Consider the following 21989-nt stretch of genomic DNA (forward strand, 5'->3'; position numbering starts at 1 on the left):
CTCACTCCCACCCCTTCTCGTCTACGAAGACGGAAGGAGGCACGTGGATGCCCGACATCTCGAGCCGCTCGTAGAACCTTGGGCGAACGCCCGTCGGAACCATCCTCCCGATAATTCGGCCGTTCCCATCGACCCCGGTTTGCTCGAAGGTGAATATATCCTGAAGTACGATAATATCGCCCTCCAAGCCCTGAACCTCGGTAATTTTTACGATTTTCCGGGTTCCGTCCATCAATCGGGACTGTTGAATGATAATATCGATCGCCCCTGCGATTTGATCCCGGATCGCGCGGACGGGCAACTCCATACCCGACATGAGGACCATGGTCTCCAGGCGGGCGATCATATCCCTCGGACTGTTGGAATGTCCCGTCGCCAGCGAACCGTCATGTCCGGTATTCATCGCCTGAAGCATATCGAGCGCTTCGGCCCCTCGAACCTCGCCGATAATAATTCGTTCCGGCCGCATCCGCAGCGCATTGCGAACCAAATCCCGAATCGCGATGCCGCCCTTCCCTTCGATATTGCTCGGCCGCGTCTCCAGCGAGACGACATGATCCTGCCACAGCTGCAGCTCCGCCGCATCTTCGATCGTAATGATCCGTTCTCCGCTTGGAATGAAGGAGGAGAGCACGTTTAACGTCGTGGTCTTCCCGGATCCGGTGCCCCCGCTGACGAAAATATTCAACTTCGCCTTGACGCAGGCTTCCAGGAACACAGCCATCTCCCGGGAGATCGTCCCGAAGCGGATGAGATCCTCGGCCCGCAGCGGGTCCTTCGCAAATTTGCGAATGGTGATTGTCGGACCGTTCAGGGCGATGGGTGGAATGATGGCATTCACCCTCGATCCGTCGGGGAGTCTCGCGTCGACCATCGGATTGCTCTCGTCGATTCTTCGGCCGAGCGGGGAGACGATCTTCTCGATGACGTTCATGACATGCTCGTTGTCTCTGAACTCGATGCCCGTCAGCTCGAGCTTCCCTCTCCTCTCCGCATACACCTTCGCGGGGCCGTTCACCATGATTTCGCTGACGTCCGGATCGAGCAGCAGCGGGTTGATGGGACCGAAGCCGGTTAAATCGTTGGTCAAGTCTTGGATGACCTTCGCGCGATCCACTCTCCCGTACAGCGCCGTATCCTCTTCTAAAATTTCCAACGCCATCGGCTCCAGCTTCGCCACGACCGCGTCGACGGTCTCTTCCTGCAGCTGAGCTAATACCTTCTTCTGCAGCTTATTCTTAAAGTTGCGCTGAATATCGGCCGGACTGAGCACCGGCTCTTGGGAGACGTGGACGCCCCGTTCCAGCCTCGCTTCGTCCCAGCTTTGCTTGGAGCGAATCTTCTCTAGTAAGCTCATACGGTAACCTTCCTATTCCATAGAGATACCATCCTCGCCAGCAAAGAGCCGCGAGCGTCCCGCTCCGACACTCCGGTATGCAGCCCTTCCGCCAAGCGAAGGTATGCTCGTGATAGCTCGGTTCCGGCATATACAGTCGTGAATGGAATCCCCAAGTCGATCGCTTTGGACGCCGTTCCCCATTGGTCGGGGATGGTATAATCGATATTCGCTTGGAGAACGTCCGCCATCTGGGAGGGTTGGAGAACGCTGTCGATCCCGGCGCGGTTCAGCACGACTTTCATCTGCTTCTTCAGCCCTAGCACCTCCAGCGTCTGGGTCATCGCCTTCGTATTGACGAGAGAGTTCAACTCCGGCGTAGTCACCATCAGAATGGAGGCCGCCCGCTCCATAAAAAATAATGTGGTCTCCTGAAATCCCGCCGGCGTGTCGATGATGAGATAATCCAGTTCTTCGGCTAGAAGCCCCATCACTTTATCCAGCAGCGGAAGCGTAATCAATTCGGCATACTCGGGGCGCGGCGGAGCCGCGAGCACCCGAACCCCGCTCTCATGACGAAGCAAATAACGGGAGAGCAGCAGTCGATCTAGATGCTCGTAAGCGTCGACGGCTTCTTTAATCGACAAGGTCGACAGCAAATTCATCGCCATATTTACATTGCCGAACTGAAAGTCGGCATCCCATATGCCGATCTTCAGATCCTTGTGCTGCTTCGCCAGCGTAACGGCTAAATTCACCGCCAGGCTCGTTCGTCCCGCCCCGCCTTTGGCTCCGCATACCGCAATGCACTGACATGGCTTCCGAAGCGGCTCCTTCATGTCTATGGTCCCTCCTTCGTTCCTGCGATTTTGCTGCGAAGAATGAGCTGGAGCTTGCCGGTTTCGGCGGCATCGACCAAGGTCATCGTTTCTTCCGGCTGCAACTCCACCGTAACGGCGGAGTACGCCCCGCCGCTCCCCGCGTCCACGCCGGCGTTATTCGTATGTTCCGAATCCCCCTCCGACGCCTCTTCCGTCAGCGCCTGACCGACCGCCAGGACGCGGACATTTTTCAGCAGCACCTTCGCGGGACCCGGCGTCTTTCCAGGCTCCGCCGGATGTTTGACGTACAAAATATCTACGCGATCTTCCGGTCTTACGAGATTGGATACCGACTGCACGTAATCGACGGCTACGGACACGGCGCGATACCCTTCCGTAATTTTGCGATTCAGCTTTTCGGCCTCCTCCGTTTGACTGCGTACTCTGTGCTGTAAAATTTGCTCCCCCTGCTCCAAATCCGTCGTCGCGAACTTCCCTTCGATGTCCGCCAAATCCGTCACCGCCGAGGGAAGCAGCATGTTTTGAGGCACCGAAATTTTCTCCACCAGATCCGGAGTGATTTTCTGATTTCTCGGAATGGGCGCTTTGGCGGCGAACACCTCGACGTACGGCTCCTCGGCCGCAAGGGCGGTGCTCTTCCCTTCCGTGTACTTATAGAAAGCCAAGGTCGTGAACAAACCCATGACGATCGCGAGCAGCATGATCGTTTTCGTATTCATCCTCATGTTTTCACCTATTCCACCAATCTTATGGTATAAGCTCCGCGATCTAGGGCGCCGTCGACAAAATGGCCGGTCCCTACGCGGTCAATAAATTTCCCCTTCACCGCTGTATCTAGAAGGCCCATGGGTTCTAACAAGTAGAAATAAGCAAAGCCTGTTATTTTCACATTTACGAGTTGACCTTCGCTGATTAGATGGGCGCGGTACAACGGAATCAACATGACTCTCGAGCAATCCCGATGGTATGTTTCCCCCGGCGGATGCGGGCAGCGGCTGATTCGGTCGTTAATGGCGTTCCGCGTATCCGTCGCCAACGCGCTAAGAACATTCCCGAGTTGCACCGACAGGACATCGTTCACGCCCACGGTTCCGCTGAAGCCAGTGCGCAGATCCTGCCCGTACAGATTAGCTCCCGGTCCTAGCAGACGCAGTACCCCGAAGCTCCCTACCCCGTTCAGCGTGGAGGTCAACAAATTCGTCGCACTCGGGATCAGCTGCAAGCTGTATACCGTATCCTTCACGAAGCTGACCGAATCGAGCATCGCGATCGGAACCGCTCCCTTCCCCCTGCCGATCGGAGCCAATACCGCTTGAGCTTCGGCGCTCACCGTCATGGCGTCGAAACCGATCAGCGGCGCAAATACCGTGGATACTTCTTGCTCCAGGCGGAGAGTCAAACTCCGGTTCCTATCCATTTCGACCTTGCTTACCAAGCCTCGGGCTTGCTGCGCCGTTAGTATGTCGTTCAACACGGCGTTCACGTCGGTTTCCGTATGCGTCAGTTCCTGCGCCGCCGAGAGCACCGCCGCATTCGCGATTTGACGCAGCTTTGATTTCGTCATGTAGAGCAGTCCAACGTCAAGCAAGACCGCCGCGAACAGCATACAAATCGAGAGGGTTAACGCTGCGAGAACGAGAATGCCGCCTTCTTGGCGCTTTATAAATCTTCTCATTGGTTTACTCCATACGGATCGTAGATTCCACGCTTACGTCGGACAGCGGGGTTGCGCTTAGAAGAGGGGTGACATAAGACATTGAGTAATTCACGGTTACTTTCATATAATCCCCGGGCTTGCGCGAGGCTTGTCCCGGCGTGATGGCACAGCGTAATCGGGAACGGTCGCCTTGGAAGTTGTCGGACACGTAATCGGCGATTTCCGTATCCGAGCTTCCCGTCCCCCCCAGCCGCACGGCTTCTTGAACGAGGAAGTTCAACTGCATCTGCGTGTAAATCGCCCGGCTGAGGTCGACGACGCCCGTAATCATGAATAAAAAAATAGGAACCACAAGGGCGAATTCGACGATGGATTGCCCTCTTTCGCTTTTGATCAAACGCTTAATGCGAATAGGCATAGGGCCGCACCTCCGGCAATGGCTGGTCCGTAAGGGTAAATGTCGGTTCCAGGGGTCGTCCGAGTCTCTGGAAAGCTTCCTCCGCGCAAGCCTCCGGCGACGGCGAAGATCGCCCGCTTCAGGTGCTCCCGCCCCTTCGGCCGGAGAAGCAGCACGCCCGCAGCCATTATGGCTCCCAAGATCGCCATATACAGCGACGCTTGAAGAACGAACCGAGCTCCTTCCGCGGCTCCGACGAAAGCGAGCAGCTTCACATCTCCGGCCCCGATCCCTCCGAGCAAATAAGGAATCAGCAGTATCGCCAAGCCGGCCAGCAAGCCTAACAGCGCAGCTGCGATCCCGTGCCAGCCGTCTAAGACGGTATGGATGGCGATCGCGGCCAGTATGCCCGGGAACAGCACGTTATTGTAAATCTTCCTTTTTTTCAAATCGGTAATGGTACAAATGATCAACACCATAAGTAGAAGTCCGTGCTGCAGCCAGTACATCATGCACCGCCTTATTTTTAAAATTAGCCCTACGCACTTCAACGTAGGGCTAACTGATAACGATCTGCAGCTTAAGGTACGATGTTCCGCACGGTCGTGCTGAGCTCCGTAAACAACGCCGTAATTTCCGTCCTGAAGGCGATCAACGCCGCAACGCATGCGACGGCGATCAGACCCAGCAGCATACCGTACTCCGTCATCCCTTGACCTTGTTCCTCTTTCACCAATTGCTTCAACTTATTTACCACGACAATCACTCCTCATATGAAATATTATGTAATCCTACGAAAAGAAACTTAGCTTGTGCCCGAGCTCCGTATGGGTCAAGTTGACTGTTCCGGAGGGAAGCTCGACGACCGAAACGGTTCCGGCGAACTTGCGCCCGACTCTCCCCGGCCGCACGTTCTCCTCGATTCCTACGACCTCGCAGCTTTCATTCAAGTGCAGGACATCGATCGCATACTTCATGAACAACGTATGAATTTGGTTGCACGGTTGAATATGAAGAGCTTGTCCGTAATGAAAGTCCCTCGTGAACAGCAGTCCCTTCAACCTCGTCAAAAAACAATGGGCCTTCGCAACATCGTCCGCCAACAGTTTGCCATTCGTTACATTCACTAGCGCCATCATCTGATCCGCCACCAGCCAAGGGTCCAAAATCAATCAATTCCGGATTTGGGGAACCGAACGCGTCGACCTCCTACTTCGGCTGCTCCGCATCCTCGGTAAGTAGGACCTAGTCGGATTGGCCGATACATTTTGTATCTACAAATTACAACATGTTTTTACAAAACGCAAGGATTTTTTTCATACTTTATGTGTTTAACCTTATAAACTTGGGATTTTCGGCTCTTTTAAGCTCGCCATTTTGATACAAAGGGTATCTAGAACAAAGGAGAAAAAGCCCGGCATATCAAGCTTTCCTCATAGGTAGGAAGAGGGATATCGACGTGGATTGTCGGGAGGGAATACCTATCCGCGGAAAATAAAAACGGAAGCCTCCCGGGCGGGATGGCTTCCGTTTGTCGCGCGAACGAATTCTCCGTTTACTGCGCAGGGACATTTCGCTTTTCGTTCATGTTCTTTATTGCCGCCTTAACTCCGTAGCTTGAGTCTACAAGGATCGGAAGGTCTTTCATGCTGCTGATCATCGGCGATTTGCATTGCGGACAAGCGGGGACATCCTCGAATGAATAATTGTTCCGCATCCAGCCATTGCAATCTTCCCTCGTACACGACCAGATCGCGGTCATTTCCGTCGGGAAATCCTCCAACGGTCTCCTCCGAGAAAAATTCATACTTTGACCTCCCCTTCCATGGCCTTTCAAAAGTCGAAACAAAAAAAGACTGCCCCTTACCTTGAATGAAGGAGCAGCCGTATTCATCGATTCCGTTTTACAGTTTTACTACGTTCTCAGCTTGCTGTCCGCGGTTGCCTCTAACGACGTTAAATTCGACGCGTTGTCCTTCGTCCAGCGACTTGTACCCGTCGCCCGTAATGGCGCTGAAATGAACGAATACATCGTCCCCGCCCTCTACCTGGATAAAGCCAAAGCCTTTCTCTGCGTTAAACCATTTCACTGTTCCCTGTTGCATCATTGTACCCCCACATGAGATAAATTTTTCTTACATGGACCCTTACAAAAAAAGTCACGCATCGGTTCAGGCAGCATCGCAACCCTTCCCAATACGTGACTTTGAAGTCTCATATACGATACGTTCATCGTAACACAGTTTCGCGGCAATAGCAAACATCCTTTTTGCATCTTGCCGATCATCCTCTTGCGGATGCTTGCTTTACCGTCCCTTATGCGCTAACAGCCGGACGAATTTCGTCATGACCGGTTCCATAGCTTGCTGCATATTGGCCATGATCGTGGAAAGATGGGCTTTGCCTGCCGACGGATCGGCGGAAAATTCCAATAACTGAGCGACCGCCGCCATCGACACCTCGGTGTTGACGTTGATTTTGCAAATCCCTGCGCGAATCGCTTTCGTGATGACGTCGTCCGGCGTCCCCGACCCGCCATGCAGGACGAGCGGAACATGCACCGCCTCGCGAATCCGATCGAGAAGAGCGAGGTCGATCTTCGGCTCCCCCGTGTACATACCATGTACCGTGCCGATCGCGGCGGCCAAGAAGTCGACGCCGGTTTCGGCGACGAAACGGCGGGCGGACTCCGGATCCGTCAGCGTACCGTCCCCTTCCTCCTCATCGGAGAATGCGCCTCTGGCGACGGAGCCGATCTCCGCTTCGACGGACACGCCCGCCATATGAGCGATTTCGACGATCTCTTTCGTCCGGGCGATGTTCTCTTCCAGCGCGAATTTCGAACCGTCGTACATGACGGACGTGAATCCGCAGCGGATGGCGCGTACGATCGACGATTTCTCATAGGCATGGTCGAGATGAAGCGCCACCGGCACGCGGCTCTTCGCCGCCAACGCGAGCACGAGCGCCGCAAAACCTTCGACGTCGACCGTCGGGAAGTACCGCTCTCCCAACGCGATAATGACCGGCTGCCCTTCCTTCTCCGCGGCGCCGATAGCGGCTTGTACCGTTTCTAAGTTATAGACGTTAAAGGCGGCAACGGCATACTGCCCCCGCTGCGCGTCTTCGAGAATTTGTTTCGTATTCACTAACATCGGATCGGCCCCCACGAAATGTAGATAGGCGCATACGACCGACCGTATGATCGTCGTATACGCCTCTGAATTATGATTTGTTCTCCAGCAGCTCTACCGTTTCCCGCAGCGTCGTTGTCGCGCCGACGTTCCCCGGGAAAATGATATAAGCGATCCCAGGAAACTTACTTTCGTCCCCCGTGATCCAGACCGGAATCCCCGGTTTGATCTGCCCGGCGACGGTCGCGCGCTTCACTTGAAGACCTTTGGTCCCGATGTCGCTCGACGTGATGCCGCCTTTCGCCACAATGTAATTCGGGCGAACCTGCAATCGCTGCACGATGCTTGTCACCGCATCCGCGATCTTCACGGACTGCTTCAGCTCTTCCTCTTGCATGCCTTCCCCGAGGTCGAGTCTCTCCCGTCTCGTGTACACCGTTACCGTTTTCCCTGCGGCTACGAGCTTCTCCACCTCGGCGATGACCCGATCCACCTCGGCCGCGAACTTCTCCGGTTCTACGACCAGATGGCTGTCCAGCTGGATGAACTCGATGAAGTCGCATCGTTTCAACTCTTCCAGCTGCTCCGTCGTCTTCTTGACGTGAGAGCCGACGAGCACGAGGCCGCCGTTCCCGCGATCCTCCCGAATCAGCTCTTCCCGCCGGAGAAGCGGCTTGTCGGCGATGCCGCCGATCACCTTCGTGAACGCGGCCGCGGTGCGGAATAGGAAGTTTTTGCCGGCGTTGATCGCCCGAACGAGCGCGATCGCGAACACTTCCACGTCCGCGTAATCGACGGCGTTGACGATTACTTTATTAAACCCCTTCACTTGAAGCAGCTGTTCGACGATGCGATCGACGTTGACCGTCCGAAGATCCTCGAGAGCGATATAGGTCGCGTTCTCGGCCTTATACCGGCCGCCCGACTTTTCCTCTACCCATTCGCCCAGATGCGAGCTCGCGTAACCGAAGGTCCGATCCTTCGCGAACTCCGTCGCCCCGGCGGGAACCAGCTCATCCCCGTATTGAACGTAGTGAATGTTGTCGACGGTGAAGCGGCCGCCCTCCCGGAAGAAGGGCAGGATCACTTCGCCGTCGAAGCGCAGCTCGGAACGTTCCTCGACCGTGTTCTTCAACGTCTCCGTCTCTAAGGGATAGTGCCCCCTCAGGGTCGAGTCGCCCCGGCTGACGATCAAGAACGGTCGGTCCAGCTTCTTCGATACCTGCGCCACGTTCTCCGCGATTTCCCGATGCGCCGCTTCGCTCTCGCTTGCGATCATCCCCCGGGAATTCGTCAGGATGAAGAACATGGACCGTTCCTCGCGGAAGCCTTGTTCGATGCTTTCAAGCGACCAATCCGTATATACCGACACGCCGTGCACCGTTTGAACGCCCGTCGGATCGTCGTCCAGAACGACGATTTTTCTGTTCAATCCCCGCAGCTCGTTCTCTAATGTTCTTTGTACGAGACCGCGGTCGATTTCAGTATGGTTTTCGAATACTTCTCTCGCCAATCTGTTTCCGATGATGTTTTGCACCTTTAACGCCTACCTTTACCCGTTTAGATACCCGGCAAAATACCGCTGAACAAGCTCAATACAAATACCGTCGCGAGCGCCGTCAAACCTGCGATGAATCCGCCTAACGTCCATGCCTTCAAGGTTTGCGTGACCGTAAGCTTGCCGAATCTGCTGACGACCCAGAAGCCCGAATCGTTCGGGAGCGACAATCCGATGCCGCCGGCGCAAATCGCGAGGCCGAGCAAAATCGGGGAGACGCCCAAATCGCCGATCATCGGTCCCAAAATGCTGGAAGTCGTCACGAGCGCCACTGTCGCGGAGCCGAGGGAAGCCCTCAAAATTTGCGAGAAAATGAACGCGAGCAGCAGGATCGGAATGCTCAGGTCTTGCATCGTGCCGATGAGATAATCGCCGATGCCGCTTTTGTTAATGACCGCGCCGAACGCCCCGCCCGCGCCGGTAATCAAAATGATGATGCCGGCCGAATTGATCGCTTCCGAATACAAATTGTCGTAATCCTCGGCAATGTAAGGACGAAGCACGACGATCGCAACCACCGTACTGATCAGAAGCGCGATGTTTTTGTCCCCGATGAAGCCGAAGATCGAAGAAATCGCCGTATCAGGGAACATGAGCTTCGTAATCGTATTTAACAAAATCAACACGATCGGCAGGCAAAGCATCGCGAACGAAAGGCCCGTGCTGATTTCTTTGCGCGGCTTCGCCTGCTGCTCCGGCGCGCCTTCCACTTGAATTTCGCCCGAATGCTTCAAACGCTTGCCGATATACATGCCGTACAGATACCCGCCTACCAACGTGGCCGGAATCGCGCAAAGAATGCCGTACAAAATGAACAAGCCTAAGTCGGAACCGGTGTTTTCGGCGACCACGAGCGGTCCCGGCGTCGGCGCAACCATGTTGTGCGAAACGATCAAGCCCACGCCGAGGGCAGTGACGAAGCTCATCACGGCGATACCCGTTTTGTTGGCCAAGCTTTTGATCAAACCGCTCAAGATGACGAACGCGGCGTCGAAGAATACAGGGATGGATACGATCGTCCCCGTCAGTCCGAGCCCGGCAGGCGACTTCTTCGCGCCGAACGCCTTGAGAACCGCTTGCGCGATTTTCTCTACAGCGCCGGATGCGGCCAGGAATTGACCGAAAATTACGCCGAGACCGATAAGGATGCCGACGCCCGCCAGCGTATTGCCGAAGCCGGTCGTGACCACCCCGGGGATGTCCTTAATCGGCATGCCGATGACCAGCGCCGTAGCGAAGGCGACGAGAATCAAGGACAAGAAAGGCTCCAGCTTGACCTTCAAGATGAGGAAGAACAATGCGGCTAACGCCAGCAGAAAAATCACGATCAACATTGGACCCGTAACCATGGCTTGTAAATTCTCCTTTTAGGTTACCGTAGTAACCTTATTTTCGTTTTTCGACCGTAACCCCGGCCAGGTTTTCGTAATACTGAACGATCCCGCTATGATCCAAGCCTTGCTTGCCTTCCGACTTCAACGTTGCGAAGATGTTCAGGACGTGGCTTGTCAACGGCAGCGGCACGTTCTCCTGCTCCGCCGTTTCCATCACGTTGGTCAGGTCCTTCATGTTGATATCGACCCGGCCGCCCGGTGTAAAGTTGCGCTCCAATACCATCGGCGCTTTCGCGTCCAGAACGGTGCTGCCGGCCAATCCTCCGCGAATCGCTTGATACATCTTCTCCACGTCGATACCCGTTTTGGCGGCTAAGACGAACGCTTCGGACATCGCGGCGATGTTGACGTTCACGATGATTTGGTTCGCGAGCTTCGCGATGGACCCGCAGCCGTTGGCCCCGACCAATGTAATATCTTTCCCCATTGCGGCCAAGACGGGCTCTGCTTTCTTGAATACTTCCTCATCCCCGCCGACCATGATCGACAGCGTTCCGTCGATCGCTTTCGGCTCGCCCCCGCTGACCGGAGCGTCCAGCAGATGCAGCCCGCGCTCTCGCAGTGCGGCGGCGACCTCTCTCGAAACGATCGGCGACACCGAGCTCATGTCGACGACGATCGTACCGGGCTTCGCGCCTTGAACGATGCCGTTCTCGCCAAGAATGACGTTCTTAACGATCTCGTTGTTCGGCAGCATTGTAATGATGATATCGCTTACACGCGCAACCTCCGCCGGCGTTGCGGCACTCTTGGCGCCTTCCTGAACCAACTCGTCGACCGCCGCTTGATTCACGTCGGTAATCGTCAATTCATAACCATGCTTCAATAAGTTGCGCGACATCGGTTTCCCCATAATGCCGATTCCAATAAAACCAACCTTCATTGAAAATACCTCCTAAAGCGCTTTCATTGTGATATCTATCGTCATTGTACACAACAATTTATTTTTTGTATACATTTTTTTAATTCGTGGATACAATAGTCTTGTTGCCTTACCCCTTTTGGAAGGTCTTACATTCTTTTTCTTTGTCCTTCCAGCGCCTTTTGGTTATTATGAATAAGAAAATAGCGAAATATGCATGAGGAAACGGAACCAGAAAGGGAATTGCGATGAGCAAGCAGCCGTCACAACGGGCCTACTTAAGCTCGTACGAATTTATTCGGGATAAAATTTTAAATGGCGAATATCCTCGGGGCACCAAGCTCGTGGAGGAACGATTGGCGGAGGAACTAGGCGTCAGCCGGACGCCGATTCGCGAATCGATCCGCAAGCTGGAGCAGGAGGGGCTGATTCGGCAAAAACGAGTCGTCAACCCGACGGCCACCGACTTGAGCAACATTTTTCAGGTGCGTATTTTGCTGGAGGGGTACTCGGCTCGCTGCGCGGCCGCGTTTATGGACGAGGCCACGGTGGACAAGCTCCAAGCCAGCATTACCGCTGCCCGCCTGGGCCCTGACGAGGAAACGATGAGGGCGAACGAGGAATTTCATAATTTGATCATACAATCGAGCAAAAACCCTCAAATGATCGATATTATCGATCGGATGCAATCCATTATTTACTTGTTTCGGAAGACTGTCGTTATCTATAAGCGCCCCTTCCTGCTCGATGAACATCAAGAGATCCACGATGCCATCCGCGCGCATGACGGGGATTTGGCGGAACGGCTCATGCAGGACCATCTCCGGGCCGATTTGGAGTTTTCGCTTCATCTGCTGAAACAATAGCACTCGCCTACAGCCCCAATTCCGACGGAATTGGGGCTGTAGGTTCGGCGAAACGCGAAAGCAATATCTATCTGCGTTTCCCGCTAGCCTCGTATCATCACGTAAGCCATATACCCGATATAGGACAAGGTTAGAACCATCCCTTCGATTCTTCCGACCTTGTAGTGGGTTCTGGAAACGACGAACAATAGCGCCGTGAGAACGATCAATATAACGACGTCGGTCACCATAACCCGTTCTACGCCCAAAGGAGAAATGACAGCCGAGACCCCTAGCACAAACAAAATGTTGAAAATGTTGCTCCCCACGACGTTCCCCACGGCGATTTCGTTCTGCTTCTTAAGCGCCGCGGCAACCGAAGTGACCAATTCCGGCAATGAAGTGCCCACCGCCACGATCGTCAGCCCCACTAATGTTTCCGTCATGCCCCACCGCAGCGCGATGATCGTGCTGTGCTGAACGACCAGATGACCTCCGTAAATAATGGCCGCCAGTCCTGCCGCGCCGAAAAATATAGGTTTGCCCAAAGTTGCATTCCCAACCGAAGCGGCTTGCGTGCCGCCTTCCTCCCGGCTATTGCGCGCCGCTTCGAAGATGTAATACATGAAAATGGCAAAAAACAACAGCAGGATGATACCGTCTCCGCGAGTAATGACATTGATAGCGCTCTGCTGCAAACTATAATCGCTAATCAAGACGAGAAGAACGAAACTGGCGAGAAACGTAAAGGGGATTTCCTTTTTGATCGTTTCGCCTTTCACTTGAATGGCCATGATGATCGCCACCACGCCGACTACGAAAGCCGTATTAAAGACGTTGCTGCCGATGACGTTCCCGAGCGAAACCCCCGCGTTCTGATTTAATGCGGCAATAATGCTGACCGTCGCCTCCGGCGAGCCCGTTCCGAAAGCTACGATCGTTAGACCGATGAGAATCGGAGGTACGCGAAAGTAAGCGGCGATCTTCGAAGAACCCTCTACAAAATAATTCGCTCCCAAGATTAGCAGGGCAAAGCCAACCATTAACAAGAGATAACTCAACTTGTTTCCGCCCCTTCTTCTATATTTGACGCAAGGGGGATGTTCCCGCCATTCGCAAGTTTTCCCTATTGCACCCGGTTGATAACCTGAGGAGCGGAAATTTCGGGGCGCAAAAAAACGCCCATTAGCATTTATCGTTATCCGACGAACGCTAAGGGGCGCAGCCTGTCTCGGCATTTCCGTTCTATTGATCCCGCAGAAGCGCGTTGGCGATGAGCATGTCGAACTTTCGAACGTCTACTCCTTTCTGCAATTTCACTTTGATATGCCCCGCCCGCGTCCACAACTCCACCTCCGCATTAAAATCCAGAAACCCGCCGGCATTTTCCGTCGACCACATGTTGATGGAGGAATACGGCAGGGAGTAGATCTCTACCTTCTTCCCGGTAAGACCCTGCGCATCCCTCACAATTAATCTTTTGTTCGTAAACACGGCCGTATCTCGAAAAGTTTTGTATGCCGCGACCGCTTCCTCCCCGGCGACCAACAGCGCATGTACGTCCGACGGTATGGGACATTCCGATACCAAGGTCCACTCCAACATGTTTTTCGTTTCCGACATTTTCCGAGTCCTCCCTAGAGTAATGAATACTCCATAATATGAACGATAACCTCAACTTTCCCGCGATTCTTTCAACAGACGCCTAGCCTCGTTCCGATCCGCCACTTGCAGCTTGTTCAGCATGTTGGAAATGTTGTTGGCCACCGTTTTGACGCTGATAAACAGCCGTGCCGCGATCTGCGCGTTCGTTTGCCCTTCGGCGATCAGCTCCAAAATTTCCATCTCCCGCTTGGACAGCTCGGATAACGCCGGATGGTCCGCTTTGACGGCCGGTTTAGGAGCTGCCGCGAAATAATGAATCATGCGCGCCGCGATGTCCGAGCTGAACACCGCGCCGCCGCCGCCCACCATTCGAATGGATTGCAGCAGCTCGGCCTCGTCGGCATCCTTCAACACGTAGCCCTTGGCTCCGGCCCGCATGGCCGTGAACACGGATTGATCGTCCTGGAACATCGTCAACATCAACACTTCGATGCTCGGGAACCGCTCCTTAATGACGCGGGTCGCCTCGATCCCGTTCAAGCCGGGCATGCGGATATCCATCAAGACGACGTCCGGCTGCAGCGCGCCCGCCAGCTCCACCGCTTCGTCGCCGGACGAAGCTTCTCCCACGACCACCAGATCGTCCGTCGTCTTCAACAAATTTCGAACGCCGCTCCGAAACAACGGATGATCGTCGGCGATGACAATCTTCATGTTCAGCCCCCCTTTGCCACAGTGCTCTCGGACAGCGGCAGCGACGCGTACACCCTCGTGCCGCCGTCCTCCCCTCTCTCGATCGTACAGTGCCCGCCCAATTCGGCGGCCCGTTCCCGAATCGACTGCAGGCCGATGCCGCCTTTCCCTCCGGCGGACGACGCCGTCCGAACGACGCTGCCGGTCCCGTCATCCGTAATTTCCACGACCAGCCGATTCGCGTCGCGAACGTCCAACCGCACCTCGCATACCGTCGCCTGCGCATGCTTGATGACGTTGACGACCGCCTCGACGACGATGCGATACGCCGCGACCTCCACCGCGGCGGGCAGCGCCGGCAGCGGCGCCGGCGCCTGCAGCTCGATGCGCAGCGGCTCTCCCTCCTGCTCCGCGGCCAACAGCCGCGCGGGCTTGGCAAGCTCATGAATCCGCTCCCGGATGGCGCCGAGCAGCCCCAGCTCATCCAGAGCCGGCGGCCTCAGATCGTGGACCATCGTCCGTATTTCGCTAACCGTCGACCGAATGACCTGCCGAAGGTCCGTTAACATCTCGATCGCGGTAGCCGGCTCTTTCTCCACATACTTTTGCGCCGTCGCCGCGTTCAGCGCGAGCGCCGCCAGCCTCGGCGCCAAGTCGTCATGCAGGTTTTTCCGAATGCGGCGGCGCTCCTCCTCGCGGGCCAGCACCAGCTTCTCGCGCGACTCCTGCAAATCGTTCGCCAGCAGCTTCATTCCCAGCGTCATGTTCACGTTCTCGACGATCGGACCCGCCTGTCGCAGCAAGACGTCGAGAAACTTGCCGTCCTCCGGCGTGAAGGCTTCGCCCGGCGAACGGCTGGCGATATATAGCGTCCCTAGCTCTCCTCCTCTGTGGAGAATCGGGAACGAATGCAGTTCGTTCGCCGGCTCCCCGGCTGAGGCGACCATTTTGTCCTGCCCGCCGATGCCGATCGCAATGCCCGCGTACGGAAGACGAAGCGCATCCTTCACCGTCCGCACGACCGCGTCCAGCATCGCTTCCGGCGCCAGCGGCCGGATCAATTGATCGCCCAGCTCCAGCAGCACCGCGTACGGGTCGTCGTGCCGCCCCTTCATGAGGCGGTTAATGTGCCGCTGGAGCCAGTCCTTGAGCGGCGCGAACGCGACGGCAACCGTAACCGTTGCCAGAAGGTTGACGACGAAGCGATCCTCCGCGCGGAACAGCTGTCCCAAGTAAAGCACGGCGAACGCGTACAGCAGGACGACGCAGACGGACAACGCCGCGTAAAGAAGCGTCCGATTCACCAAAGGATCGATGTTCCAAAGCCGCTGCCGCAGCACCGCCATCATCAACGTAATCGGTATGGCCGTTAGCGACGCATTCAGGATCGCGTTCAAAGCGACGTAGGTGGCCGCGGAGCCGTCGTTCAAGCTTGGATCGAACAGGACGCTCATGCCGACGAAGCCGACGAACCCGATCGTTACACCATAGACGACCCACTTCGTTTGCTGCCGCTGTACGGGCCGAGATACCTTGCGGAATCGGTACACCTGCGAATAGATGAGAATCGCGGTGGAGCCGACATACCACAGCAGGCGAACAAATTCCGGAATGCGCAGCGCCCCCCACATCTCGCCGCGGAAAAACCACTGCGCCGCATCGACGAGGACGATGAAGAGGAAGGCGAACCGAGTCCACCGGGGAACGAATCGGCCGTCGGGGAACAGAAAGAAAAATAACGATAGCGATATCCAGCCCGTCATCGAGACGAACATGAACCACTGCTGCGCGAACGCGCTGCCTTCCGAAGCCGTCATGGCGAGCGAAGGGAACGACGTGCCGAAGGATACCATCGCCGCGGCGGCGAGCAGCCCCATCGGTTCCCGGAACCCTTTCCACAGCATGATCGACGACGTCGCATAAAACACAAAGGTGAATCCGCTGTCGATCAGCACGAACAGCAGCGCGTAATGCTCTAAGGATAGTCCCTGCTCCGGGATCGGCATGGAGGGCACGAGCGTTCCGCAGCCCTGGGCGATGCATTTCGTAACCAGAGCGTCGTAGTAGCCCGGTATGCTGACGATGTACGAGCCCATCGCCGCGGCGCAGAACGCCAGGACAAGCAGCTGCATGACCGCCCGCATCGCTTCGTTCGCCTTGCGAATGTCCGGCGCCATCCTTCCCCCGCCTTCCTAAATGGTTGATATTGCTAATTATAGCTTCCGTCCTGCGGCTTGAATATGGCGGAAGCCGATTTCCCGCGCGGCTTCCCGGCGGTTCCCGGGAATCGTCCCGATGTTTCCCGCGAAATCGGGAACGGCCTGCTCTAGCCTCCAGGAATTCCCGCGCCTTACGATAAGGGCATCGCAACGCGAAATCGGTATTGGAGGTTGAAGGAATTGAACGAAAAGCAGTTGATCAAATGGCTGGGCATGATTTGTATTTTGGCGGGCATTGCGCGGATGGGCATGACGCCGACTTCGATCATTTGGGGAACGGACAGTCCGCAAGAGCTGACGTTTGGCTTTATCGCATGCGTACTGATGGCGGTCGGCACGATCGTCACGTATATGGTGCAGTCCCGCGAAACCGGGGTTGCAGGCTTCATAACGACGCTGCTGATTATCGTCGCCAACATCATTACGGGGGCCATGGTTTGGTCGCTATTCGCCGCAGGGCCCGGCGCTCCCATGCCGGAAGGGCCGCTCGTCAACATCTCCCGATTGATCATGATGGCAGGCTTGATGGGCGGGTCGCTCGTGTTCGCGATTCTGACCTTCCGAGCGAAAGTGTTCCCGCGCTGGGTGCCGGCTCTTCTGATTTTGATGCTGGTGAACATCTTCCTCCCTGTCGCCGACAACAAGTTTTTCGCGGCGTTCTGGGGCCTCGCTTACGTCGGCATGGGCTATTGCGTCTGGGCCGGGAAGCTGAACGCAGGCGCGGCGGCGCGGAAAGACGGAACCTTGAGCGCATAGTCGGAGTACCTCAACGCAAAATAGCGAGCCTTAGGCTCGCTATTTTGCTTATGCTTATGCTATGGCGCACGGTATTATTTTAGCTCTGCTGCCGTCGCGGCCTTGTAAATCACCGAATGCACTTCTCCTCCGTCGTTATCGAGCGCCGTCCATACGGTGCCGTCCGGCGTGACGGTCATGCCTTCGATCTTCTCGAACGGCATGAATGCCTCGCGAAGATCGGCGACCTTCTTCTTAACGACCACCGACTTGGACAGGTCGGAATCCTCGGCGACAAGTCCTTCGAACGGTTCGACGCCGTCGAGGGTGAATGTATAGAGAGCTTTCAAGTGAATCGCCCCGCCGACCATTTTGTCGCGCTCGATCACGGCGTACGTATCGCCTCCGAGATTGACGATTTCGGACAGCCCGATCCAGTCGTCTTTCACCGTTGTAGGCTCGAGGGGGTATAAGAAGAACTCCCACGTTCGATTCGTCAAATCGTATCTTGCGATACGCGTATACAACGTGCCGTCCTTCGCTTTCTCCCCGCTGTATTGCCGTTGAATCGCCCCCAGCAAATAGTTGCCGTCCGAAGAAATCGCCACGCCTTCGAACCCGTTGTTGCGAATGACCCCGCCTTCATAGGAGTCGACCTCGGATGGAAGCGACACTTTCTGCAGCACATTGCCGCTGCGATCCACTTGCAGCAGGAGGTTCGGGCTGTACGAGTCCTTGCCGAATTGAGCGTTCCCTTCGCTCGCGATCCAGAAGCCTGCATTCGCAGGCGCCGCCACGGACGTGTCACGCACGATTCCTTCCAGATCCAGATCGATCGGCTGTCCGTTCTCTGTGATTCTCGCCAGCGAGCTGATGCTGCCCATACCGTCTTTCATATCGATCCGATAGATATGGGATTGCAGCGCATTGTCCGGGACCGCGTAGATGACGTCATTCCGCGCGGCATCGGATGCCAAGCCTGAAATCGCCGCCCAATAAACATTCGAAGCATGCAGCGTCGGCTTGTCCGGCGAATTCGCCGCCCCCGCGACGCCTTCGAACACGGTGATCGTTCCGGAATCTTCGTCGGACGTCAGGAACAAATTCCGCTGCGGGATCGCCAACAAGCCTTCCGGCTCCATGCCGGTCGGGAGCAGCTGCACGAACGCCGGCTTTCTGTTGTTCGTAAGATCGTACACGGCGACGAACGAGCCTTTCTCGGAACCGACGAACGCGAATTCCTTCTTGCCGAACACCGCCGTTTCGATCCCTTCCACCTCGATGCCGCCCGCTTCCGAACGCCCTTCCGGGTAGTGACCGTATTCCGCCGCTTTCGGCTCCAGCTCGCCGTTATCCTTCCACACCTGCGAGCCCTGCGTCGTCCATGCGCTCCAGCCGCGTCCGCCCGTCAAGTCCATCTCGCCCTCGTCCGCCGTATACAGAATCGTCCCGCGCGCATTCCATGCGATGCCGTCCGGCATCCGGGCGCCGGCGTAAGACACTTCGGCTTCGAACTTTTCCGGATACGACTCCGCGAAGCGGATCGCGCCGTCTTCGGTCAAGTCATGCTTTTGCCCTTTCGGCTTGCCGAGCGAGAACAGCGTTTTTAGCGCGGCGCTTTTCACGTCGATGACAGCCACGCCGTTATTCTCCTGCAGCGTGACGGCAGCCAGACCGTTTTTGATTTTCACGAATTCAGGCTGCGGGTCTTCCGGGAACAGCAGCCCCTTGTCCGCTAATTGCTGCGCTGCGAAAGAAATCGTCTTGACGACAGACTTGCTCAGGTCGGACCAATTCAGAGCGACGATTTGCACCGTACCCGGTCCGCTTATGTCGCCTTCCAGGCCCGGCTCTTCCGCATCGGTTAAGTTGCCGTCCTTGTCGACGACCACGGGCTCGTTCTCGATGGCGACGACCGCATACGTTTCCTTCCCGATGGTCGTCACGGCCACGGCGTCGGGACCTGCGCCGATCGATACGTCCCCGACGACGGCGTTGGTTTTCAAGTTAATGACCACTAGCTTACCGGGCGTCAGCTGAGGCTTGTCCCCCTCTTCTTTGATCGAGGTGTTCACCACGGCGATCCCATAATTTCCGTCCCCTGTGATCGCCACGCTAGTCGGCTCGCCCGGCATGGCGATTTCGGTTTTGAGCTGCGGCACTTTCGGATCGGCAAAGTCGACGATGCCGACATTTTTGTCGCCCGAATTCGTATACGCCAAAATCTTACCGTCCGGCGTTGCGGCTGTAATTTCCGCCACCCCTCCGTTCGGCACGACGAAGGTTCCGATTTGCCGGAACGAGTCGATTTGGCGTTCAGCCGCTTGCGCGCTCCCCAGCCCTGCGACCGCCGTTGCGACGGCTGCGATCGCGCTTAGAGCGGAAATCAAACGTTTCTTCATAGAAAAACCCTCCCGACGATGGTTGCGAAGCCTATTCCTTCCATCGTAGAGGGTTAATATTCGCGGGGGATTTGCTGGATGTTAAGATATTATAATTTTTATCGGGAATGTTGAGGGGAAATGAGAAACATTTATCGACAACAGTACAAGCTACAAAATCAATCGGGTGCCGCTCGTTTTCTGTTCCAACATCGCCTTCAGCACGGTGCCGATGTGGGCGCCCGCTTCAAGCGGCGGGGTGCCCGCGGCATGAATGTTGGAGATCACGTTCCGATCCGCTTCCAGCATGCCGATGCGGGGCCGGTAACACATGTAGGCGCTCATGGAGCGAGCGGATACAAGGCCCGGCCGCTCGCCGATGAGCAGCACCATGACCTGCGGCTGCAGGATATCCCCGATCTGGTCCATAACCGCGACGCGCCCGTTTTTCACGAAGAAGGTCGTCCCCCACGTCAGTCCCTGCACCCGCAGCGAATCGAGCAGCGCGGGGTACACGTCGCGAACGTTCGCTTCGATCGCGTCGGCGCTCAGTCCGTCCGAAACGACGATTTGCACCTCCGGCTGCTCCGCGCACCGCTCCCTCAGCGCCGCCTTCGCTTCGACGGTCAGCCTGCGTCCCAGATCCGGACGTCTTAAATAGGTCTCCTTGCCGTCCGCCTCGCTCGCGACGGAGAAGAACCCCATTTCCTCCAGCAGGGAAGGCGACACTTCGCCGTACACGGCGTCGACCGCGGCGGCGTGATCGAGCCGAAGCTGCAGCATTGCCTTCGTCGTCGGCCGCGTCCCCGCCCGACCTACGCCGATCCGCGCGGGCGTCGACTGCAGCAACCCCGCCGCCCGATACCGTTCCTGTTCGAATGCGCTCATTTCGTCTCCCCTCCCCATCAGGCGAACAAGCTCAACTCTCCCGCCCGCGCGGTCAATCGGCCGCCTTTCATCAATTCCATTCGCTCCAGCCACTGCTCGAACGCGGGCGCGGGGCGCAGGCGCAGCGTTTCGCGCAGCGTCGCGATGTCATGGAAGCTCGTCGATTGGTAATTCAGCATACAATCGTCGGCCATCGGCACGCCGATCAAGAAGTTGACTCCTGCTGCGGCGAGCAGCACGGCCAAATTCTCCATGTCGTTCTGGTCGGCTTTCATATGATTCGTGTAGCAAACGTCTACGCCCATCGGCAGCCCGTGCAGCTTCCCCATGAAGTGATCTTCGAGCCCGGCTCGAATGACCTGTTTGCTATCGTACAAATATTCGGGTCCGATGAAGCCGACGACCGTGTTGACCATGAACGGCTTGTAATGCCGCGCCAAACCGTAGCAGCGCGCTTCCAGCGTCAATTGGTCGATGCCGTGATGCGCCTCGGACGACAGCTCCGAGCCTTGCCCCGTTTCGAAATACCACCGGTTCGGCCCTTTCGCGCTCCCCTCCCGGCGGATCAGGTCGTCGGCCTCGTCGAGCAGCCTCAAGTCGATCCCGAACGCCTTGTTCCCGAGCGCGGTGCCGGCGAGGCTCTGGAAGGCAAGGTCCGCGGGCGCTCCTTGCTCAATGGCTCGCATTTGCGTCGTAATGTGGGCAAGAACGCAGTTTTGCGTCGGCACGTCCCATTTTTCCATCACTTCTTTGGTCAGCAACAGGATGTTCTTGACGCTCTCCGCCGTGTCGATCACCGGATTAATGCCGATGACCGCGTCCCCGATGCCGTAGGAGAGCGCCTCGTACAGCGAAGCGCGAATGCCGCGCAGATCGTCGGACGGGTGGTTCGGCTGCGCGCGCCCGGCGAGTACGCCTTTGTACCCCATGGACGCGTTGCACGTCGTCACGACCTCGATGTTCGACGCCGCCTGAATCAAATCCAGATTGCTCATGAGCTTCGCGACCGCCGCGATCATTTCGCTCGTCAGCCCTCGCCCGATGCGAAGCATCCCCGCCGAATCGATGTCCGCGGACAGGAGCCGCTCCCGCAGCTCCGCGACCGTCCAAGCCTTGATCTCGGCGTACACCGCTTCGTCGAGGTCCGCCTCGATCAGGCGCGACACTTCGTCCGTTTCGGGCGGCAGCAGCGGGTGCTCCCGGATGTCGGACAGCGTCAGCTCCGACAGCGTCCATTTCGCGGCCATCCGCTCCGTTGCGTCTTCCGCCGCGATGCCGGCAAGCTCATCGCCCGCCTTTGCTTCGTTCGCTTTGGCCATTAGCTCCTTCACATCCCGAAACCGGTACTCCCGGCCTCTCAACGTCGTCGCCAGCTTCATGCCCGCTCCGCTCCTTTCGCCCCCTCCGGTTCCGCCTCCGCGCGAACCGGGAACGCCAACGTTT

At 56.7% G+C, this 21989-nt stretch carries 23 protein-coding genes; 2 read left to right on the forward strand and 21 right to left on the reverse strand.

From position 1 onward, the window contains the following. Position 1: 1 nt before the first annotated feature. The 14 genes from VE009_RS05005 to garR form a co-directional block, all read right to left on the reverse strand. Positions 2-1357, reverse strand: coding sequence for a CpaF family protein (locus tag VE009_RS05005; RefSeq protein ID WP_325006311.1), 1356 nt, complete (start codon positions 1355-1357; stop codon positions 2-4). Continuing rightward, a complete protein-coding gene (locus VE009_RS05010) occupies positions 1354-2175 on the reverse strand; it encodes an AAA family ATPase (RefSeq protein ID WP_325006312.1) in 822 nt (273 codons plus the stop codon). Before VE009_RS05010 ends, VE009_RS05005 begins: the two co-directional genes overlap by 4 nt. A gap of 2 nt (positions 2176-2177) precedes the next feature. Next, the gene (gene cpaB / locus VE009_RS05015) at positions 2178-2897 is read right to left on the reverse strand and encodes a Flp pilus assembly protein CpaB (protein ID WP_325006313.1); all 720 of its coding nucleotides are present in this window, start codon (positions 2895-2897) and stop codon (positions 2178-2180) included. Between the two features lie 14 nt (positions 2898-2911). Further along, positions 2912-3853 (reverse strand): pilus assembly protein TadG-related protein, encoded by a 942-nt coding sequence (locus VE009_RS05020; RefSeq protein WP_325006314.1) that lies wholly within the window; start codon positions 3851-3853, stop codon positions 2912-2914. 4 nt (positions 3854-3857) lie between these two features. Continuing rightward, complete coding sequence (locus VE009_RS05025; protein ID WP_325006315.1) at positions 3858-4253, reverse strand: TadE family protein; 396 nt, start codon at positions 4251-4253, stop codon at positions 3858-3860. Beyond that, entirely contained in the window at positions 4229-4744 is a 516-nt protein-coding gene (locus VE009_RS05030; protein WP_325006316.1) for an A24 family peptidase, read from the reverse strand. The genes VE009_RS05025 and VE009_RS05030 overlap by 25 nt, the downstream gene beginning before the upstream one ends. A 68-nt stretch (positions 4745-4812) precedes the next feature. Next, complete coding sequence (locus tag VE009_RS05035; RefSeq protein ID WP_325006317.1) at positions 4813-4989, reverse strand: Flp family type IVb pilin; 177 nt, start codon at positions 4987-4989, stop codon at positions 4813-4815. A gap of 34 nt (positions 4990-5023) precedes the next feature. Further along, a complete protein-coding gene (locus VE009_RS05040; RefSeq protein WP_325006357.1) occupies positions 5024-5371 on the reverse strand; it encodes a DUF192 domain-containing protein in 348 nt (115 codons plus the stop codon). 416 nt (positions 5372-5787) lie between these two features. Next, positions 5788-6126, reverse strand: a complete 339-nt coding sequence (locus tag VE009_RS05045; RefSeq protein ID WP_325006318.1) for a cold-shock protein — start codon at positions 6124-6126, stop codon at positions 5788-5790. Between the two features lie 10 nt (positions 6127-6136). Then, positions 6137-6337, reverse strand: a complete 201-nt coding sequence (locus VE009_RS05050) for a cold-shock protein (protein ID WP_325006319.1) — start codon at positions 6335-6337, stop codon at positions 6137-6139. A gap of 201 nt (positions 6338-6538) precedes the next feature. Further along, positions 6539-7387 (reverse strand): class II fructose-bisphosphate aldolase, encoded by an 849-nt coding sequence (locus VE009_RS05055; RefSeq protein ID WP_325006320.1) that lies wholly within the window; start codon positions 7385-7387, stop codon positions 6539-6541. 70 nt (positions 7388-7457) lie between these two features. Continuing rightward, positions 7458-8894, reverse strand: a complete 1437-nt coding sequence (locus tag VE009_RS05060) for a four-carbon acid sugar kinase family protein (RefSeq protein WP_414694781.1) — start codon at positions 8892-8894, stop codon at positions 7458-7460. 32 nt (positions 8895-8926) lie between these two features. Next, a complete protein-coding gene (locus VE009_RS05065; protein ID WP_325006321.1) occupies positions 8927-10273 on the reverse strand; it encodes a GntP family permease in 1347 nt (448 codons plus the stop codon). A 37-nt stretch (positions 10274-10310) separates the two neighbouring features. Next, positions 10311-11201: a 2-hydroxy-3-oxopropionate reductase gene (gene garR, locus VE009_RS05070; protein WP_325006322.1), complete on the reverse strand. Its 891-nt coding sequence runs from the start codon at positions 11199-11201 to the stop codon at positions 10311-10313. Between the two features lie 227 nt (positions 11202-11428). Here garR and VE009_RS05075 point away from each other — a divergent pair, with 227 nt between their 5' ends. Beyond that, entirely contained in the window at positions 11429-12046 is a 618-nt protein-coding gene (locus tag VE009_RS05075) for a GntR family transcriptional regulator (RefSeq protein ID WP_325006323.1), read from the forward strand. 83 nt (positions 12047-12129) lie between these two features. Here VE009_RS05075 and VE009_RS05080 read toward each other — a convergent pair whose 3' ends face one another. The 4 genes from VE009_RS05080 to VE009_RS05095 all read right to left on the reverse strand — a co-directional run bounded on the left by VE009_RS05080 (position 12130) and on the right by VE009_RS05095 (position 16500). Next, positions 12130-13086: a calcium/sodium antiporter gene (locus VE009_RS05080; protein WP_325006324.1), complete on the reverse strand. Its 957-nt coding sequence runs from the start codon at positions 13084-13086 to the stop codon at positions 12130-12132. Positions 13087-13270: 184 nt separating this feature from the next. Beyond that, entirely contained in the window at positions 13271-13648 is a 378-nt protein-coding gene (locus VE009_RS05085; protein ID WP_325006325.1) for a PH domain-containing protein, read from the reverse strand. Between the two features lie 51 nt (positions 13649-13699). Beyond that, positions 13700-14344, reverse strand: coding sequence for a response regulator transcription factor (locus VE009_RS05090; RefSeq protein WP_325006326.1), 645 nt, complete (start codon positions 14342-14344; stop codon positions 13700-13702). Positions 14345-14346: 2 nt separating this feature from the next. Continuing rightward, a complete protein-coding gene (locus VE009_RS05095) occupies positions 14347-16500 on the reverse strand; it encodes a sensor histidine kinase (RefSeq protein WP_325006327.1) in 2154 nt (717 codons plus the stop codon). Positions 16501-16722: 222 nt separating this feature from the next. On the opposite strand from VE009_RS05095, the gene VE009_RS05100 reads away from it, so the two are divergent. Next, entirely contained in the window at positions 16723-17298 is a 576-nt protein-coding gene (locus VE009_RS05100) for a hypothetical protein (protein WP_325006328.1), read from the forward strand. Between the two features lie 74 nt (positions 17299-17372). Here the strand turns inward: VE009_RS05100 and VE009_RS05105 are convergent, their stop codons facing one another. The 3 genes from VE009_RS05105 to VE009_RS05115 form a co-directional block, all read right to left on the reverse strand. Beyond that, positions 17373-19679, reverse strand: coding sequence for an esterase-like activity of phytase family protein (locus VE009_RS05105; RefSeq protein ID WP_325006329.1), 2307 nt, complete (start codon positions 19677-19679; stop codon positions 17373-17375). Positions 19680-19829: 150 nt separating this feature from the next. Further along, positions 19830-20564, reverse strand: a complete 735-nt coding sequence (eutC, locus tag VE009_RS05110; RefSeq protein WP_325006330.1) for an ethanolamine ammonia-lyase subunit EutC — start codon at positions 20562-20564, stop codon at positions 19830-19832. Continuing rightward, positions 20564-21925 (reverse strand): ethanolamine ammonia-lyase subunit EutB, encoded by a 1362-nt coding sequence (locus tag VE009_RS05115; protein WP_325006331.1) that lies wholly within the window; start codon positions 21923-21925, stop codon positions 20564-20566. Before VE009_RS05115 ends, eutC begins: the two co-directional genes overlap by 1 nt. Positions 21926-21989: the final 64 nt, after the last annotated feature.

The organism is Paenibacillus sp. (assembly GCF_035645195.1).
Lineage (GTDB): Bacteria > Bacillota > Bacilli > Paenibacillales > YIM-B00363 > Paenibacillus_AE.